The organism is uncultured Cedecea sp. (assembly GCF_947498825.1).
Taxonomy (GTDB): Bacteria; Pseudomonadota; Gammaproteobacteria; order Enterobacterales; family Enterobacteriaceae; genus JGM124.
Genome location: NZ_CANMLV010000028.1, coordinates 26,473 through 45,506, shown reverse-complemented (window position 1 = coordinate 45,506; position 19,034 = coordinate 26,473). Strand labels below are relative to the sequence as shown.

The window sequence follows — 19,034 nt, the reverse complement described above, 5'->3', positions numbered from 1 at the left end:
GTATAAATACTCATCTTGCAAAGAACGCATACCGTTGATTGAATGAATTATTCGTTTGTTGGCAATGGATCGGAAAAAGAATTTATGGAATCCTGGTATCTTCTGTACTGCAAACGCGGTCAGCTATTACGCGCGAAGGAACATCTTGAACGGCAAACGGTAAAATGCCTTACGCCCTTTATCTCTATTGAAAAAATGGTGCAAGGTAAAAGAGCTCTGGTGAGTGAACCACTCTTTCCTAATTATATGTTTGTCGCATTCGATCCTGAATCGATTCATACGACGACGATAAGCGCGACCCGGGGTGTCAGTCACTTCGTCCGTTTTGGTTCGTTACCGGCGATTGTGCCAGAAAGTGTAATCGATGAATTACGACTCACAGAAAACGATACTCATATCGACCCTGAGACGCCCTACCCAGGAGATACAGTATTGATTACGGAAGGAGCATTTGAAGGAATGCAGGCTATTTTTGCTGAAACAGACGGTGAAACACGCTCGATGTTACTGCTTAACTTGCTGAACAAACAAATACGCCAGAGCGTTAAAAACGCTAATTTCCAAAAGCTATAGTCAAAAAAGCCTGAGATCGCTCTCAGGCTCTATCCCCCCATACCTTCAAGTCCCGCCTGCCGAAGCTTTGTGTCTGGGAACAACTCGAATTATTCTGGGTATATATCAATTTCAGATAAGTGACTAGCGCTGCATTTGTTCATCATGTAACCACTGGGCTACACGTTTCGAAAAGTAGGTCAGTACACCATCAGCGCCAGCACGTTTAAAGCACAGTAATGACTCCATTACTGCCGGTTTCTCTGCCAGCCAGCCATTTTGAATGGCCGCCATGTGCATCGCGTATTCACCGGAAACCTGATAGGCAAAGGTCGGAACACCAAAGGTATCTTTCACCTGACGAACCACATCCAGGTAAGGCATGCCAGGTTTAACCATCACCATATCCGCACCTTCCTGAAGATCCTGCGCCACTTCTTGCAGTGCCTCGTTACTGTTCGCCGGGTCCATTTGATAGGTCTTTTTATTGCCGCCTTTCAGATTGCCAGCTGAACCAATCGCATCACGGAACGGACCGTAATAACAGGAGGCATATTTCGCAGCATAAGACATGATCTGTGTATTCACCAAACCTTCGGCTTCTAACTGCTGGCGGATAGCGCCAATACGTCCATCCATCATATCGCTCGGAGCAACAATCTCTGCTCCAGCCTCAGCATGCGAGAGCGCCTGACGAACCAGAATGTCCCGGGTCACATCATTGATGACATAACCGGCATCATCAATGATGCCATCCTGACCATGTGTAGTGTATGGGTCGAGTGCCACATCCGTTAACAGACCCAGTTCTGGTACTGCATCTTTTAACGCACGAACGGCGCGTTGGACCAAACCATTCGGGTTATAAGCTTCTTCCGCATGTAACGACTTACCTGTACTTTCAATAACAGGAAACAGTGAGAGCACTGGCACCCCTAGTTTAGCCACCGTCTCTGCTTCTTTAATTAACAAATCCAGGGTTAAGCGATAAACCCCCGGCATCGACGCTATCTCCTGCTGCCGATTATGTCCTTCCATGACGAACACCGGATAAATAAGATCGTTAACCGTCAGCTGATTCTCAGCAACAAGACGACGGCTAAAATCATGGCGGCGTACCCGGCGCATACGGCGGCCGGGGAAAGTCCCGGGAAATGCATAACTCATGTAATTCTCCTGGTTAAAAGCCCAGTCGGAATAAACGACGGGCGTTCTCTTCTGTTACTTGCCCAAGCCAGGCGGGGTCTTCACCACGCCACTGTGCGACTTTATTCACAATATGGGGCAAATAGCAGGGTTCGTTGCGGTGGGATGCCGGTTTAGGGTCAAGATCCCGAGGCAACAAGAAGGGGGCGTCGGTTTCCAGTAGCAACTGCTGAGCGGGAATTTGTGGCAACATTTCGCGTAATTCTAAGCCACGACGCTCATCACACACCCAGCCAGTAATACCTATCAATAAACCACGACGCAGGTAATCATGTAACTCAGATTCAGTACCGGTAAAGCAATGCACTACCACACCAGGCAACCACTCCAGCCATGGATCCAGCAGAGCCAAAAACCGGTCATGGGCATCACGGCAGTGCAAAAAAACTGGCATCATTAAATCAGTAGCCAGCGCCAGTTGTTCGGTAAAAGCATGTTCTTGCTCAGCAGGTGTTGAGAAATTACGGTTAAAATCAAGGCCACACTCACCCACGGCTACCACTTGGGGCGCATTCGCCATATTGCGAATAGCCTCAGCAGTACTTTCGTTCCAGCTACTGGCTTCATGAGGATGAATACCTGCGGTAGACCAACAGTTCGAGTGCTGCTGCGCTAATGCTAACGCCTGAGCACTGTCTTGCAGGCTGGTTCCCGTTAATATCATACCGTTGACACCCGCCTGCTGTGCGCGCGCGATGACTTGTGAACTGTCTTTCTCAAACTGAGAGTGGGTAAGATTGATACCAATATCAAACATGGCGTTCTCCAAACGACAACCCCCCCGTAGGACGGCTTCGGTCTGTTGACATTGTGCTGAAGGATACAGGGTCCCTTCCAACACGAGTAAAGCGGATTAACAGCTACAGAGCCGGGTAATAAAACCAAGCCCTGAAGCTATTTTAAACAGGGTTATTTTGCGTTTTCTTCCTGACTTTCTGCTGTTTCTTCCTCAGTTTTAATTCGTCCTTTACCGACATAGAATCGAGAGAACAGCACACCGACCTCAAACAAACAGTACATAGGTATAGCCAGTAATGTCTGAGAAAACACATCAGGTGGTGTAAGCAGCATACCGATAACGAATGCGCCGACCAGAATATAAGGGCGTTTTCGTTTCAGGGACTCCGGTGTTGTCACACCCATCCAGCATAATAAAATAATCGCTATCGGTACCTCGAATGCTACGCCAAACGCCATAAATAGCGTCATAACGAAATCGAGATATTTGGCAATATCGGTAGAAACCACGACTCCCATAGGTGCAGTCTTGGTCAGAAACCCGAATGCCAGCGGAAAAACAACAAAATAGGCAAATGCTATACCGATGTAGAACAGCATTGTGCTTGAGAAAAGCAATGGCATTAATAGCTTACGCTCATGCCGGTACAGCGCTGGGGCTACAAAGGCCCAGACCTGATACAAGATAACCGGTGCTGCCAGAAAAACTGACACATAGATAGTAAGCTTGATTGGCGTAAAGAACGGTGAAGCCACGTCGGTGGCTATCATCGTTGAACCCAATGGCATTTGCTCAATCAGCGGTGCTGCCACTAACTGATAGATATCATTGGCAAAATAGGCAAGCGCCAAAAATATAACCAGAACGGCAATAATACTGTTTAACAGACGTTTGCGTAGCTCTATCAGATGGCTGATAAGCGGCTGAGTATCTTCGACGGCCATGGTTAGGGTTTTTCACTCGGTGGTTGCGTTGGTTCAGGGCTCTTTGTTGTCTCTGACTCTGAAGGTTCCTGAGGGCCTTTTTTCAGTATCGACGAAGTATCACTGACCGAAGACTTTATGGATTCTTGAGCAACCGGCTGCGCAGCACTTTCAGGAGCGGCTGCCGATGGAGCGACATCCTCGGACGCCTTTTCCACCTTCGCGGGATCATGAATAGTATGGGCTTCATCGCTTTCCTTTTCAGGATCGTGCGGTGAATAACTACGCTTCATTGACTCAGTTGCTTCACGTAATTGATCCATTGATTCTTTTAATTCCGGCGTCAGGTTGTTCAGACTGGCCTTCTCAACCTTTTTCAGACTGTCTTGTAGCTCCTGAAGCTTCAGTTCATGGGCCAGCTCGCTCTGTACACTACTCGCCAAGGAACGTAGAGCACGGATCCAGCCTGCGACGGTTTTCACAGCAACGGGAAGCCGTTGCGGTCCCAATACGATCAGGCCCAGCACAAAAACAACTAAGAGTTCGCCAAAACTAATATCGAACACAACTTATACCTGTTCTTTACTGTTCTTCGCGTCGTCTTTTTTTACGTCGCTTGGTTTGTCAGAGATTGATTTCGCAGCAAAATCAGCATCAGCCTCAGACTTATCTTTCGCTTCATCTTTTTTTGCATCATCTTCGCTCATCGCTTTTTTAAAGCCTTTGATCGATGCACCTAAATCAGAACCAATAGACCCCAGTCTTTTGGTACCAAATAACAGAATTACAATAACGGCAATGATAAGTAACTGCCAAATACTGATACCACCCATAGTGTTGCCTCAAAATTGATGTGTTAGGAGAGAGTTGACGCAAGTACTATACGATAAGACTGCGCCAACATGCTTAAAATTCAGACTGAGCGCTTCCAGCCCAGAAACCATACACCGAGCCCGGCAACCATTAACCAAGCTGGTATCATATTCCATTCGGGTTTATTGATAAGCAATAATGTTCCACTGAGAATCAATGTTGCGCCCACCCCTAAGAGATAACGTGACTGCCCCTGCCGAATATGGTGGCGCTGTAGATCCTGTTGAATTTTATCAATACTGTGCTTTAAATGTTTGCTCTGACTCAAGCTGTTATAAACCAGCTCCGGTAATTCAGGCATTTTTTCTATCCAGAAAGGTGCTTTTTCTTTAAAAGCACGAACCAGAGAAGGAATGCCCACCTGATCTTTGATCCAATTTTCCAGAAAAGGTTTCGCCGTTTTCCACAAATCTAGCTGTGGGTATAACTGTCTGCCGACACCTTCAACATACAACAGGGTCTTTTGCAGCAGCACTAACTGAGGCTGAACTTCCATATTGAAACGGCGAGCGGTATTAAACAAGTTCAATAACACATGACCGAAAGAAATTTCTGCCAGCGGTTTTTCAAAAATGGGCTCACACACTGTACGAATAGCAAATTCAAACTCTTCGACATTGGTATCCGGTGGTACCCAACCAGAGTCAACGTGCAGTTCAGCCACTTTACGGTAGTCACGATTAAAAAAGGCGATAAAATTTTCTGCCAGATAGCGTTTATCTTCCCGGTTTAATGAACCCACGATGCCACAGTCGATACCGATATACTGCGGATCTTCAGGATGGTCGTAGCTAACAAAAATATTGCCTGGATGCATATCCGCATGGAAAAAGCTGTCCCTGAAAACTTGGGTAAAGAAGACCTGAACACCACGCTCTGCCAGCAGTTTCATATTGGTACCCTGAGCATTCAGTGCCTCGGTATCAGATACCGGAATACCATAAATACGCTCCAACACCATCATATTCTCACTGCAATAGTCAGAATAAACTTCAGGGATATATAGCAACGGACTGTTTTCAAAATTACGGCGCAACTGAATCGCATTTGCTGCTTCACGCAGCAGATTCAGTTCATCTATCAGCGTTTTTTCATACTCGCGAACCACTTCTATCGGCCGTAAACGACGGCCATCAGGCAGCAGACGTGGCACCCAGCGAGCCAAGCGGTAAATCAGCTTCATATCTGCTTTAATCACCGGCAGAATATCCGGGCGGATAACCTTAATCACCACCTCTTTGCCATTTTTCTTCAGACGTGCAGTATGAACCTGAGCAATAGAGGCTGAGGCTAAAGGCTCAATATCAAAATCATCAAACCAGGTTTCAACAGGAATATCGCCCATCGAATGTTCTATCTGTTTTTTCGCAAGTTCGCCGTCAAACGGCGCAACTCTGTCCTGCAGCATAGCCAGCTGATCGGCAATCATAGGGGGGAATAAGTCACGACGAGTAGAAAGCATCTGGCCAAATTTTATCCAGACCGGTCCCAGTTCCTGTAAAGCCAGACGTAAACGTTCACCCAAGGGTTTATCACGATGACGATTCGGGATCCAAAACAGGCAGCGCAACCACAGACGTAATGGTAATGTCAGGCGAATTTTAGGGATTAATTCTTCAAGACCATAGTTCAGGAAGATGCGAATAATAAAATAAAGTCGACGAAATTCTCCTGGCGTCATTTTTTCTCCAGTTTATCCAGTCTTGCATCAAGTGCTGCTGTCGCACGAGCTAATGCTGTCGTTTCTTCGGAAAACCAAGCAGCCTCCAGAGAACCAGGGGCCAGCCGCCACTCCTCGACGACTGTCTCAGAAAGGTAACGCTGGTTTCTGTCAACGGTCTTTTTTAACACTTGAACCGTGCTTTGTACCGCCTTATTCAGACTTTCAGCGACCAGATCCCCGACATAAGGAGCCAGAAAATCAGCAAAAGAAAATTCAGCCAAAGCCGTTAGCGCTACCAGATTTTGTACCAGTTGCAGATCGCCCTGAACTTCCAGTTCACCTTTACGTATCAATGCCATCAACTGTTGGCGGTCGCGCAGTTCAGGTATCACACCGAGACGCGTAATAACGCAACAATCAGCCTCACCTTCCCACTGGCTTAAGACATCTATTTGCTGTTCGCTAAAAACTAACACCAGGGGAGTGGAAAACTCTTTTATCTCAATACGTAATACTTTTCCGTACAACCGCTGACGCGCAGACTTCAAAGCGTTATCCTGCCAGAGCACAGTGTTAAGCGCCCCTTCAAGACTGGCATTAATAAGCGATATAAATGGCATGGTCACTTCCCGGGTTAGAATTTATAACCACGATGGAGTGCAACAATACCCCCCGTCAGATTGTAATAGGTAGTATTTTCAAAACCGGCATCTTCCATCATCGCTTTCAGCGTTTCCTGGTCCGGATGCATACGGATAGACTCCGCCAGATAACGGTAGCTTTCTGCATCGCCCGCAATCATTTGCCCCATACGTGGCAGAACGTGGAAGGAGTAGGCATCGTAGACTTTATTCAGTGGTTCGAGTATCGGTTTAGAGAACTCCAGCACCAGCAGACGTCCACCAGGCTTAAGCACGCGGTACATAGAGCGCAGGGCTTTATCTTTCTCGGTGACATTACGTAAACCAAAAGCAATGGTAATACAGTCAAAGCTGTTATCCGGGAACGGCAGTGCTTCAGCATTCGCCTGGACATAGCTGACGTTACCGATAATGCCAATATTGCGCAGCTTTTCACGCCCCATTTTCAACATGGAGTCATTAATATCCGCCAGCACTACTTCACCGGAGTCACCGACCAGACGTGAGAACTTAGCCGTTAAATCACCGGTTCCGCCTGCTAAATCAAGGACTCGCTGCCCACGACGTACGCCGCTACAGTTGATGGTAAAGCGTTTCCATAACCGATGGATACCTAACGACATGACATCATTCATCACATCATATTTTGCCGCAACCGAGTGGAATACACCGGCAACCATATCGGCTTTTTGATCTTTATCTACCGTGCTGTAGCCAAAATGCGTTGTATCTCTGGATTTATCAACCATCTCAGTGCCTGTTTAATCAAAAAATGTCGGTAAAGTGTAACAGAATCGATGCTAATGCCCTATTTTTCAAAACAGCATGGCTGGCTGTTATTGAACATTCTGTTACCTGTAGGAAAGAAAGACTTACTGGAGTTACTTTATCATATCTTCGTTTTCAGACTGGCTTAACAGGTCATTTTCTAAAGACTCTGATTGAGCCTGCTCCATCAACTCGGGGTTAATTTCACGTTTAACTTCGACACCTAAATTACGCAGTGATTCGGCTTGCACCAATACATTTCCCCGTCCTGAAGCCAGTTTTTTCATGGCTTGTCGATAGTTATCCTGGGCTTTATCCAGGCTCAAACCTAACGCAGACATCTCATCAACAAATAATCTGACTTTGTCATATAACCGTCCGGCACGCTCAGCAATATGCTGGGCATTTCGGCTTTGATGCTCATAGCGCCACAAATTGGCGATGGTACGCAAAGCTACCAGTAAGGTAGTCGGGCTGACTAACATAATATTGCTTTTTAGTGCTTCACTGATTAATTCTGGTTGTCTGTCGATAGCTAATAAAAAGGCCGGTTCAACCGGAATAAACATCAGCACATAATCCAGGGAGCGCAGGCCGGGTAGCTGTTGATAATCTTTGCGACTCAACAGACGAATATGGTTACGAATAGCGATAATATGTTCATTTAGCGCGACCTCACGGATTGCATCATCCTCAGCATTGAAGTAGCGCTCATAGGCCACCAGAGTCATTTTGGCATCGATCACCACATCCTTGCCCTGCGGCAGGCGAATAATGACATCTGGTTGCATGCGGCTATTGTTTTCCAGCTGAATATTGACCTGGGTTTGGTATTCATGTCCTTCACGTAAACCGGAGGCTTCAAGCACACGCGTGAGGATCACCTCTCCCCAATTTCCCTGGGTTTTATTATCGCCTTTCAAAGCCTTAGTCAGGTTCAATGCTTCCTGTGCCATTTGTGCGTTAAGCTGCTGAAGATTACGTATTTCATGTGTCAGCGTATGACGTTCACGAGCTTCCTGACCAAAGCTCTCCTGCACCTGGCGACGAAAACCATCCAGTTGCTCACGCAGGGGGGATAACAGAACATTAAGACTTTGGCGGTTCTGCTCTTCGACTTTGCGCCCGCTCTGCTCAAAAATGCGGTTAGCCAGATTTTCAAACTGCTCACTCAGACGCTGCTCGCTGTTGAGCATCTGCCGTTGTTTATCATCAGCATTCAGGCGAGTTTGTTCCAGCAGAGTGGTCAGTTCACGAATATCCGCTTCCTGGCCACTGTTGATTTCAAGCTGGGTACGCAGTTCACGATTCAGTTGCTCACACTCATCGCGCCAGTGCTGGTTTAGCTGTAACTCTTGTCTCGCCGCCGCCAGCTCACCATAAAGTTCGCGTTGTTCTTCTTGCAGCAAAGCCTGACGTTGTGTGGCACGCAAGCTAGCAACCAGCCAACCCATTAACGCTGCCAGCAGAGCAATACCCACACCCGATAACACCCATAATTCCATGTAAGCTCCTGTTATCTCATCTCTGACTCACAACCACAGGTCAAAATTCATTGATATTTCTCATATATGGGATAATATCTCAAATATGAGAAATAGTCCCCTATATGAGAAACAAAATGATAAATCAAAACCAGGCGCTTGCCGATCATCTACGCAAGTTACGCACGGATCGTGGACTGAAATTACAGGAACTCGCCGATAGCTGCGGCATCAGCCGGGCGACACTTTCACGCATTGAAAATGGGGATGTCAGCCCGACAGCAGAAACGCTCGGCCATTTGGCATCCTCGCTGGCGTTGCCGCTTTCACAATTACTGGCACCGCTCGATCCTGACTTTCCTCCGCTGCTTTGTCGGGATGATCAGAGTATCTGGACGGATACCAGCCATGGGTTCACCCGGCGGTCACTTTCGCCTCCCAGTGGAAGGCTTAAGCTTGAAATGATCGAATGCACTATCGAGCCTCATCAGCATATTGCCTACGATAATCCGGCACTCCCGAACCATGAACACCATCTAACCCTTTTGTCAGGAGCGCTCGCCATCACAGTTGACGGCATTAAGTATGCTCTGAACGCAGGCGACTGTCTGCGCTATCGGCTACGCGGTGCATCATCATTTGAAACTGGCTCGCTGCCCGCACACTACATCATTGCAATGACCTGAGGCATAACAGCATGGAAATACGTATTATTAAACTTGATGCCTGCGTGTCAGAACAGCAACAGAAGGCACTGTCACAGATTTTGGCTGACAGTGTCGCCGATGGGGCATCCATCAGTTTTATGCTACCGTTTTCTTACGATGAGGCGAGTCTGTTCTGGTCGAAAAGTGTTCTTCCGGAAGTCATGGCCGGGAACAGGCTCCTGTTTGGGGCCTTACGTGGTGACGAGTTACTGGGAACTGTTCAGTTGATCACGGATATGCCGCCTAATCAACCCCACCGCTGTGAAGTGGCGAAAATGATTGTACATCCACGAGCACGCAGGCTAGGGATTGGCCGTTCGCTGATGAATCATGCGCTTGAACAAGCACGCTTGCTGGGTAAAACACTTGTCACCCTGGATACTAAAACAGGTGATGTGGCTGAACCACTTTATGCTTCTTTGGGATTTGAGGTTGCAGGAATCATCCCGGATTATGCCTGGGACTCAAATGGCCAGGCAAAACACTCGACCACTTATATGTATCAAAGACTCTAAAAACATCATGAGGGAAAAATCACGTTTTTCCCTCTGATATCTGTTCGTTACATCAGGCGACGAGCAGCTTCAACAACGATTTTTACTGCATGGCTTTCGGTTTTCTTCATCGTTTCAGCATTCGGGATCTCTTGCTGGGTACGGTTAACAATCACCCCGGCAACCATCCCGGCACGTAAGCCTTGACTTGCACACATGGTCAGCAGCGTTGCTGATTCCATTTCATAGTTCATCACGCCCAGTTGCTGCCATTCTTCCATTGAATTTTTAAAGCGGCTCACAACGCGCCCGGAGAAAGTGTCATAACGCTCCTGGCCCGGATAGAAGGTATCAGAAGAAGCGGTAACACCAATATGGGTGGTAGCACCCATTTCTTTCGCCGCTTCTACCAGAGCGGTGGTGCAGGCGAAGTCAGCAACTGCCGGATATTCCATTGGCGCAAAGTGCAGACTGGCACCGTCCAGACGAACAGAACCCGTGGTGACCAGCACATCACCAACATTAATATGCGGTTGAATTGCACCGGTAGTGCCTATACGCAAGAAGGTTCGAATGCCTAATTGTGCCAGCTCTTCAACAGCAATCGAGGTAGAAGGACCGCCGATCCCGGTGGAACAAACGATAACGGCTTTGCCATCCAGTTCCGCACGCCAGGTTGTAAATTCACGGTGAGAGGCCAGTTTGACTGGATTATCCATCAGCGATGCAATTCTCTCCACGCGCTCCGGATCTCCCGGGACAATGGCAAGGGTCGCGCCCTGAAGATCACTTTTAATCAGACCGAGATGGAAAACATCAGACTTAGACATAACAAACTCCTCTGTAGAGTAAGCTTCAGGAGAAGCAAAGTATTACTTTACCTGACCCCTGCAGATAATTACGTGATGAAAATCACTTTGAATGAAACATATTGCATTACATATACCTAAAAATGAGACACAAATCACAACTCAAGGTTATTCGGCTTAATAATTAAACATCGATAGCGCCTTTTCCTCGTCAAATTTGCTACTAATCCTGATTCGGGTTTTCAAACTGCGTCCAAGCTTTGGGAGACACCATGGCACAAAAACAAGTGACACCGGAAATATTAGCAGCAAATCCACTTTCCCTGTCTTCAACTGTGGTACATACCAAGGAAGATGTCATCTTATCAGGTGAAAAAACGATCCAGACGCAGGGTGACAATATGCCTGCTTATTATGCAAGACCCAAAAATGCGTCAAGCGCGCTACCGATTGTGATAGTCATTCAGGAAATATTTGGCGTAAATGAGCATATCCGTGAGCTCTGTCACCGCCTTGCTGGACAGGGATATCTGGCTATCGCGCCGGAGCTCTATTTCCGCCACGGCGACCCGCAAAGCTATTCTGATATAGAAACATTACTGAATGAGGTCGTGGCTAAAGTGCCTGACGCTGAGGTGCTGGCCGACCTTGATCATGTTGCCAGCTGGGCATCGCGCCATGGGGGAGATGCCCATCGCCTTATGGTCACCGGTTTTTGCTGGGGTGGAAGGATTGCCTGGCTCTATGCCGCGCATAATCCACAGCTAAAAGCCGCGGCGGCATGGTATGGGAAATTGATTGCCAGAAAAACGCTGAATTCTCCACACCATCCTGTTGATATTGCCACCCATCTTAATGCTCCGGTGTTAGGGCTTTACGGTGAGCAAGACGCCAGTATTCCTATGGACAGTATTGAGATGATGCGTCAGGCATTGCGTGCCGCGAATGCGACAGCAGAAATCATTGTTTATCCTGATGCGGGCCATGCCTTTAATGCCGATTACCGCCCAAGTTATCACGCAGAGTCGGCGCAGGATGGCTGGCAGCGCATGCTGGAATGGTTTGCCCGTTTTGGGACGAGTAACAGAAGCGAAACTTAGCACTACATGTCCAGAGTGAGTCAATTCGTGCCACAGCCTCTGCACGGGTAAAAATATGGCTTCCCGGAAGATCCTCCTCGTTAACGAAGCCGAGGGGGATCCCAGAATATCAGGGAGCACATTTGGTCGTGCGATTGACGGGAAAACGTAAGCTAACGATCGCGCCTTCAGTCGGGACTGTTTCTATCTCTTCCACGTCCAGACATACGTCCTCAGGCAAACTGAAGCTGTCGGTAGTAACATCATTAACACGCCATGGCGTCATATAACTCACCAACAGATTACCACTGCTATCTGTTGTGGAGCCAAACTGATTGTAAAAAGCGACGCCAGGCGTATCCGGCACCTGAACCAATGCGGAGGTGCTGCCGAGCATTTGTCCGAGAGCAAAACCTTCATCATGTAGCACGATGCTACCACTCATATCCGCATGGTAGTTGTGCCACTTACCGCTCTGGTTCATGCCCACATTCACCTCACCCGCGTTATATTGATACCCAAGGCTGGCGGAAAAATTGTCATCCCCGTGTTCAACATGCCCCAGTCTGGCATCATAGCGCAGGCGAAGATCATCGAGCGCCGAACCATAAATATTGACCTCATGATCATTGTTATCTCGATTAGCCAGATCGGAGTTCAGGGCAATATTACTGTTGTAACCTGCAATACTGAAAGGAATGCTGACATTGATCCCCAGAGTGCTCTCTTTTGGCCAGCCACCACCGCGCTCGTATTCAGCATAAAGCGACAGGTCTAGCTCATTCCAGCCAGTGTTCATGCTGAGTGATACACTGTTTCGATTGTGTGCGGCTCTGCGTGATTTAAGCCAGTTCCATGACAGACTCAGACTGGAGTCGGAGCCAAAATTCTGGGTCAGCTCAACCCGACCTCTCATGCTCCGGTCAGTTGTATCATCCTCAAGACCGAATGCCTGCCACTGTGACTGTTCCAGTTTTTCCTCAAGTGAACGATATCGACTACCACGCCGATACCACTGAAGCTGAGCATTCAAGCTTGTTTCGGTACGAAAGAAGGCCTTGGCATAACGTAACCGCCAGACACTGCCGCGATATCTGTCATTTTGCTGTGTGTAACTGGCCCGACTCATATCCAGTGACACAGCTCCCCATTTCCCCATATTTCTGCCCAGTCCTATCACCCCACTATGATAGTTATCGGCTAGTTGCACGCCGCCGAAGAGTGTGGTGTTCGATAAAATACCGCTGGCAATCGTGCCTTGCCAAAAGCGTGGACGTTCTTTTTCATCAAAACGGGCAGCTTTGTAGTGGCCGGCAGTTAACTCGTAGCGGGAATAGCCATGCCCAACCATGTTAGGCATAATTGAATAGGGTAACTGCCGGGTACGCTCTGTACCGTCACTCTCCTGGATAGTCAGCTCAAGATTCCCCTCGGCATCAGGAGGATAGAAATTGCGCAAAATGAAGGGGCCTGGCGGAACATGGATCCGATAAACACGCTCACCATTCTGATGGATAGTCACCTCAGCCTCACTACGTGCATAACCGTTAATAACGGGCGCATAAGGCCGCCAGCTATCAGGATACATCGCCTCATTACTGGCCAGAGATATACCGCGCATGGGAATGCTGTCAAACAGAGTACCGTTGGTATAGCCATCGCCGATGGTGAGCTTTGAACGCAGGGATGTGAAATTACGCCACAGTGATACAGTGCCACTGTAAGAGCCACGATTACCGTCTTTTTCTCGCCAGAAGGTGTTTTGATAGCGTAGTCGCCAGGGTCCAACGTTGACACCATTATCGAGATCCAGTTGCATTTCTGTACCGCTATCATCACCAGAATAACGGGCATTCTCTTTGTTAATATCCAAGCGGTAGTTACTAAACAGTGCATTGATACCGTCATCCCAGCGGCTAGTGCTGATGCCATTTTGTTGTGGGCTGATAGCATCTTCAGGAAAGAGTAAGGTCAGCAAATGTGCGTGGGGACGGTACCAGTATTGAAAGAAAAACGCTTCAGCGGCACCCGAGGTAAGGCAGGCGCTGGCATCCCACTGAAGTTTATCGAGCACAACATCGCGCACTCCCCACTCTTGAAGCAGAGGACGCGTCAGGCAAGGAACCCCATCCTGAATATCAAGCGCGATAGCACCTTTATATTGATTGTTGAATATGACCCAGGTTTTTTCACTCGATATCGCTGTCTTTATTAAAAAGGACAGTAGCAGTATTAATATGCGTAGAGGCATTTGCAAATACAGCAATGCGCACAAGATGCAATGCATCTTGTGCGCAGAGGCCTTAGCTAATAAATTATTTCAGGGAAGCAAGGCCAGCACGCGCCTTGTTTAAGTCTTGCTGAACGTCACGCAATTCAGCCTGCTTTTTAGCTAATTTTTTCTGATACTTGGCAATTTTATCGGTTTTCCCTTTCGCCTGTGCTTTTCGCAGGTCAGCTTGGATTTCAGCGATATCATCGCGTTTTTCAGCAACTTTCTTCTCATACTTAGCAACTTTCTTTTGTGCATCAGCCATAACGCTTGCGTCGGTACAATGCGCTTTAACCTGCGACAACGCTTTTTTCAGCGATGCAACTTTATAAGTATTGTTGTACTGCTGGGCAATACGGATCTCTTTTTGTAACGCAGCTTCTTTCTGAGCACAGGTCTCAATTGCAAAAGCAGAAGATGACGCGAACATACCGACAGTGGCAACAACAGCTAAAATAGACGTTAACTTTTTCATTGATATTCTCCTTGAGTATGTCAACAGCATGGCTCGATACCACTGCTGCTTCCTGGTCCAAAAAGAATAATCGAGTGTGCTATACCATCACTATACAGACGCTTTCGTGTTGTCCTGTAGGACGGTCCTATTCGGTTGTAGTCCCGTTTCTTGCCATCGAATTAGCGCATCCCGTAGCTGGTTAATTTCGGTTTCAAGACGGCGGATCTCTTTACTGTCTGTTTGTTGTCCCCGCAGCTCACAACAAGCAGTAGGATCGGCGATACCTAACAGGAGAATGCCGCCACGTAATTTATGAAGCGTCTCGCCCAGAGGTGTTTGCTTATCCTGATGCCAGCGAGCCAACTGATGCAGAGCTTCATCAATGACGGAGATTTGCAGGGAGAGAAAAATATCCAGGTTTTCTCCCTCCAACAGGGTAGCGGGTAAATCCGATGTCTCTTCTCCCTCAGAAGCAACGGTCACGGAGGGAACCGTCGAAATATCACCTAAAAGTTCGGTCAATACACTGAGCGACATCGGCTTAAAAAAGCAGTCTGACATACCTGACGCCCGCGCCTTTTCGCGAATGACTTCACGGGCATCTGCGGTAATACCGTAGATAATCGTGTCAGGCCAACGAGCTAAAATAATGCCAGCAAGGGTGAAACCATCCCCTCCGGGCATATTGCAATCGGTAAAAATGACATCTGGCTGATTGTTTTCTACGCTTGTTAGCACCTGTTTCAGTGTTTCTGCGTCGACAGCATGATGACCCAGCCAGCGTAACTGCTCAATCAACAGCATTCTTCCGGCAGGATTGTCGTCAACCACCAGAATGTTAAGTGGGCCTTTTGGTTTTTCCTTCTGTCGCAGTGGCGCAGGTGCAGTTTGAGGTGGCATTACCAGAAATTTAAGCATTACCGTCACTAGCGTTCCTTGACCGGGCTCGCTTTGTAAGTCAATGCTTCCTCCCATCATCTCTGCCAGACTGCGGCAAATATATAATCCAAGGCCACTGCCCTGCACCTTCCGACTATTCTCACCCTGTACAAAGGGCTGAAAAATATGACTCAGTGTTCTCTTATCAATTCCTGAACCGGTATCTTCTACATGTATACCCAGTAGCAGATAGCCACTCTCTTTTTCTATCTTATCAAACCGTAAAACAACACTACCTCGATCGGTATACTTAATCGCATTACCGACTAAATTAACGAGGATCTGCCTCAGGCGGCTGCGATCCGCCAGTACGTCGCCCTGTATTTCCGTGTCGATTTCCAGCCTGAATGTTAGCGCCTTTTGATTCGCTAACTCTTCAAAGAGCAAAGCAGCATCTTCGATCAGTTCCCGTAGCACAACGCGCTCTGGACGTAACACCAGACGACCCGCCTCGATACGCGAGACATCCAGTATATTACCAATGAGCAATAGCAGGGACTGAGCTGCATCCCATACAACCTGTATCGATCGTGTGTTCTGCTGCACATCGTCTGCACGTTTTCTCATCAGTTCCAACATGCTGATGATGGCGCTTACAGGGGTGCGAATCTCATGACTCATCGTTATCAGAAAATCACTTTTAGCCCTGCTGGCCTCATCGGCATATCGCTTGCTCCTGCGCAGCTTTTTAATAAAGGTTAACTGACGCGTCTCATCTATCCAGCCACCGGCATAACCTCTTCTTGTACCTAACGGCACGCGCCATATTCTCAGCAGACGATCCTGATAATGAAGCCGTTGTTCGCTATGTTCTGTAAGCGAATCAACGCCTAAAATCTCAGTCAGCGGCCGCCCTTCCACGCTGTAACGACTGACGGAGAGACCATCACAAAACGCCCGATTAACGCGCTTCACCACGCCACGCGGATCACAAATAAAGAGTGGGAAAGGTATCTTCTCCATTTGCAAGCTGAGACGACTTCGCAGATAGCGATAGCCATACCAAATAGCGAGAGTTAACAGTAATCCGGCAAAGCCGTAACCCGCCAGAAACGGCCAGCTCAAATTTGTTGGGCGTGGTATAACGGCAAGGCCGTTTCCAACACTCGCTCCACGAGTCAAGGCGTGTAGATCCTCGGGGGGAATATTAATCATCGTCTTGTTGAGGATAGTGATCAGCGGCCAGGATTGCTCAGACGCGCCAAACGAATAGCGCATTGGATCGATATCGATACCCGCCAGAATATGCAGCGATGAGTAAGTTTTTTCGCTAAGAAAGGCATTCGCGACAATCAGCGGCATAGCCATCATATCGCTTGTTTTTCGGAGTACACGATCAAGCCCCTGTCGCCAGGAGGTTACCTTAGTATCTTTTCCCAGCGTCTGTTCACGTAGCCAAGCGTCTGGTGACTGCCCGTCAAGGCTGAAAATCGTCGAATCAATTGCAGCCTCGTCGCGTGTACGATGCCCTACCATCACCCATGAGTTGTAGAGCCACGTTCTGGTAGTTATCAAATCAACACGCCAGATGTCATCCTGAATGCCGCCAGCAACAAGATCGGCTTTGCCCTCTTTTACAGCCATCAATGCCGCCTGCTGACCAGGATAGCGCTGTATATCAAAAGTCAGGCCCGTGCGTAATTTCAACGCTGTAAGAATATCTGCAATAATTCCTCGTAACTGTCCGGATGCATTGAACCAAGCTACTGGCGCGTTATCTTCTGCTACGGCAACACGTATGTGTTCATTCTCTCGGATCCACTTATGCTCAAGAGAGGTAAATACCGGTTGCTGCTCGCTGAGTGAAAGCGGAATACCGCCGTTCCAGCGTCGATGAATTTCCACTCTGACACTATCAGGAACAACCTTGAGCACTTTATTGAGAATATCAACCCAGATTTTATGTTCTGGCATAACGGCAAAAGAGAATCCTGAACCTGTAAGCGGATGGGAGGAAGGACGAATACGAAGGTTGCCAAAGTTAGACTGACTCAATAAATAGCGGGCAGTAATCTCATCACAATAAAAAAGATCTATCTGTCGGAAGGCCAGCGCCTCCATTGCGTGACGGGAAGAATAGAACTTGACCCGCTGTGCGTTCGGGTAATGAGCCAGTACCTGAGTATCACTATAAGAGTCCTCAACGGCGATTCTCTTGGGTAATTCAGTTTCCTCAGAGTCAGTATTAATAACTTCAACCGCTTCGTTGATACTGTAAGGAGTACTCAGTAGCATGCCGTCTTTAAGCTGGTTATCTCCAGCCTGGGCGATAAAGTCAGCATTCCCTTTCTGCAGAGCATCGCGTGCTGCCGCATAGTCGGGAAAACGAATGACATCAATTTCTATACCCAAGCTACGCTCTATAAGCCCCAGAAAATCGGCGTTGATACCACCGTAGTCATTCAGACCGGTAGTAATATCGTAGGGCGGAGACATGGGCAGCCAGACCGCAAGTCGAAACTTACGGTGCGCGCGTAGCCAGCGCCATTCCTCTTGCAATAATCCAGGATCAGGTAACAATTCCTGACTCCGGGCAATCAGTTTAAGAGGTTCTTGCGCCTGGACAGCACCGATTTGAAACGTAAATATCAGAAGAAGTAGCCAGCTAATGCTCCTCACTACATTTCTCCTCAGCAACCATTTCAAAAAGCTGGTTAAGGTCATCACAACCACATTTTTGCAATATGCGTACTTTATAAGTACTGATTGTTTTATTACTTAATGACAGAAGTCCGGCAATCTCCATATTACTTTTACCCTGCTTTAAAAAGTTCAACACCGTGATTTCACGATCGGAAAGTAGAGCCAATGGGGTATCACTAACGCTTCGTTCTCCCTGCAAAATATTCTCTCGATAGATGACCCCTTCAGGGAAGCATTGATAGCCTTTTATAATTAACTGGCAGAGAGGCTCTACGTATTCCAGTGATGTGTTTTTATTAATATACCCACTGGCCCCCGCTTGCAGCGTGCGCAAAGCATATAAACTGGCTGGCTGACTGGTAAAAATTAAAATATTGAGTGCAGGAAAGTGCCGCTTTATTTTAGGCAACAAATCGAGACCACTACCATGCGTTAATTCGAGATCAAGAATAAGAAGTTTCGGGCTGTACTGATATATTTCCTTAAGAACATTCTCGCCATTTGAAATATTAACTTGAAAGGCTTTCTCCTTTTCCAGGAGGACTTTAAGGGCGAAACAAATGGCCGGATGATCGTCCACAATAAGAATAGATACCATAATCTTCCCTGTATGTTATGAAATAAACTATCTGCGGTTACTCATGGAAGCCCAATTAAGAACTCTCATCTGAACCGAGTTGCATCATAAATTGATAAGCATACTCTTATTTCATAACCATTTCATTTATGCGGGATTGTAGCAATAGGATATGTCTATCTCACTGAATAATTAGTGCCATAAGGGG

General features: G+C 47.5%; 18 protein-coding genes. 4 read left to right on the top strand and 14 right to left on the bottom strand.

Annotated elements, in window-relative coordinates; all coding sequences use genetic code 11:
- Positions 1-84: 84 nt before the first annotated feature.
- Complete coding sequence (gene rfaH, locus Q1A40_RS20655) at positions 85-573, top strand: transcription/translation regulatory transformer protein RfaH (protein WP_300004790.1); 489 nt, start codon at positions 85-87, stop codon at positions 571-573.
- A gap of 123 nt (positions 574-696) precedes the next feature.
- Here rfaH and hemB read toward each other — a convergent pair whose 3' ends face one another.
- The 9 genes from hemB to rmuC form a co-directional block, all read right to left on the bottom strand.
- Positions 697-1,719 (bottom strand): porphobilinogen synthase, encoded by a 1,023-nt coding sequence (hemB, locus tag Q1A40_RS20650; protein WP_300004767.1) that lies wholly within the window; start codon positions 1,717-1,719, stop codon positions 697-699.
- A 13-nt stretch (positions 1,720-1,732) separates the two neighbouring features.
- The gene (tatD, locus tag Q1A40_RS20645) at positions 1,733-2,515 is read right to left on the bottom strand and encodes a 3'-5' ssDNA/RNA exonuclease TatD (RefSeq protein WP_300004765.1); all 783 of its coding nucleotides are present in this window, start codon (positions 2,513-2,515) and stop codon (positions 1,733-1,735) included.
- A 152-nt stretch (positions 2,516-2,667) separates the two neighbouring features.
- A complete protein-coding gene (gene tatC, locus Q1A40_RS20640) occupies positions 2,668-3,441 on the bottom strand; it encodes a Sec-independent protein translocase subunit TatC (protein WP_300004762.1) in 774 nt (257 codons plus the stop codon).
- 2 nt (positions 3,442-3,443) lie between these two features.
- Entirely contained in the window at positions 3,444-3,986 is a 543-nt protein-coding gene (tatB, locus tag Q1A40_RS20635; RefSeq protein ID WP_300004759.1) for a Sec-independent protein translocase protein TatB, read from the bottom strand.
- 3 nt (positions 3,987-3,989) lie between these two features.
- Positions 3,990-4,253, bottom strand: a complete 264-nt coding sequence (gene tatA, locus Q1A40_RS20630; protein WP_300004756.1) for a Sec-independent protein translocase subunit TatA — start codon at positions 4,251-4,253, stop codon at positions 3,990-3,992.
- Positions 4,254-4,333: 80 nt separating this feature from the next.
- Positions 4,334-5,974, bottom strand: coding sequence for a ubiquinone biosynthesis regulatory protein kinase UbiB (ubiB, locus tag Q1A40_RS20625; protein WP_300004752.1), 1,641 nt, complete (start codon positions 5,972-5,974; stop codon positions 4,334-4,336).
- The gene (locus Q1A40_RS20620; protein ID WP_300004749.1) at positions 5,971-6,576 is read right to left on the bottom strand and encodes an SCP2 domain-containing protein; all 606 of its coding nucleotides are present in this window, start codon (positions 6,574-6,576) and stop codon (positions 5,971-5,973) included. The genes ubiB and Q1A40_RS20620 overlap by 4 nt, the downstream gene beginning before the upstream one ends.
- Positions 6,577-6,590: 14 nt before the next feature.
- Positions 6,591-7,346: a bifunctional demethylmenaquinone methyltransferase/2-methoxy-6-polyprenyl-1,4-benzoquinol methylase UbiE gene (ubiE, locus tag Q1A40_RS20615; RefSeq protein ID WP_300004746.1), complete on the bottom strand. Its 756-nt coding sequence runs from the start codon at positions 7,344-7,346 to the stop codon at positions 6,591-6,593.
- A 132-nt stretch (positions 7,347-7,478) separates the two neighbouring features.
- Positions 7,479-8,870, bottom strand: coding sequence for a DNA recombination protein RmuC (gene rmuC / locus Q1A40_RS20610; protein WP_367275772.1), 1,392 nt, complete (start codon positions 8,868-8,870; stop codon positions 7,479-7,481).
- Between the two features lie 116 nt (positions 8,871-8,986).
- Between rmuC and Q1A40_RS20605 the strand changes: the two genes are divergently transcribed.
- A complete protein-coding gene (locus Q1A40_RS20605) occupies positions 8,987-9,535 on the top strand; it encodes a helix-turn-helix domain-containing protein (protein ID WP_300004743.1) in 549 nt (182 codons plus the stop codon).
- Positions 9,536-9,546: 11 nt separating this feature from the next.
- On the top strand, positions 9,547-10,071 hold the full coding sequence (locus Q1A40_RS20600; protein WP_300004740.1) for a GNAT family N-acetyltransferase: 525 nt from the start codon (positions 9,547-9,549) through the stop codon (positions 10,069-10,071).
- A 47-nt stretch (positions 10,072-10,118) separates the two neighbouring features.
- On the opposite strand, the gene udp is transcribed toward Q1A40_RS20600, so the two are convergent.
- Complete coding sequence (gene udp / locus Q1A40_RS20595) at positions 10,119-10,880, bottom strand: uridine phosphorylase (protein WP_300004737.1); 762 nt, start codon at positions 10,878-10,880, stop codon at positions 10,119-10,121.
- Between the two features lie 251 nt (positions 10,881-11,131).
- On the opposite strand from udp, the gene Q1A40_RS20590 reads away from it, so the two are divergent.
- Complete coding sequence (locus Q1A40_RS20590; RefSeq protein ID WP_300004734.1) at positions 11,132-11,959, top strand: dienelactone hydrolase family protein; 828 nt, start codon at positions 11,132-11,134, stop codon at positions 11,957-11,959.
- A 109-nt stretch (positions 11,960-12,068) separates the two neighbouring features.
- Here Q1A40_RS20590 and Q1A40_RS20585 read toward each other — a convergent pair whose 3' ends face one another.
- The 4 genes from Q1A40_RS20585 to Q1A40_RS20570 all read right to left on the bottom strand — a co-directional run bounded on the left by Q1A40_RS20585 (position 12,069) and on the right by Q1A40_RS20570 (position 18,847).
- Positions 12,069-14,189 (bottom strand): fimbria/pilus outer membrane usher protein, encoded by a 2,121-nt coding sequence (locus tag Q1A40_RS20585; RefSeq protein WP_300004732.1) that lies wholly within the window; start codon positions 14,187-14,189, stop codon positions 12,069-12,071.
- 64 nt (positions 14,190-14,253) lie between these two features.
- Positions 14,254-14,685, bottom strand: a complete 432-nt coding sequence (locus tag Q1A40_RS20580) for a DUF1090 domain-containing protein (protein WP_300004729.1) — start codon at positions 14,683-14,685, stop codon at positions 14,254-14,256.
- A gap of 90 nt (positions 14,686-14,775) precedes the next feature.
- Positions 14,776-18,225: a transporter substrate-binding domain-containing protein gene (locus Q1A40_RS20575; RefSeq protein ID WP_300004726.1), complete on the bottom strand. Its 3,450-nt coding sequence runs from the start codon at positions 18,223-18,225 to the stop codon at positions 14,776-14,778.
- Positions 18,212-18,847 (bottom strand): response regulator transcription factor, encoded by a 636-nt coding sequence (locus Q1A40_RS20570; protein ID WP_300004723.1) that lies wholly within the window; start codon positions 18,845-18,847, stop codon positions 18,212-18,214. The genes Q1A40_RS20575 and Q1A40_RS20570 overlap by 14 nt, the downstream gene beginning before the upstream one ends.
- Positions 18,848-19,034 lie beyond the last annotated feature (187 nt).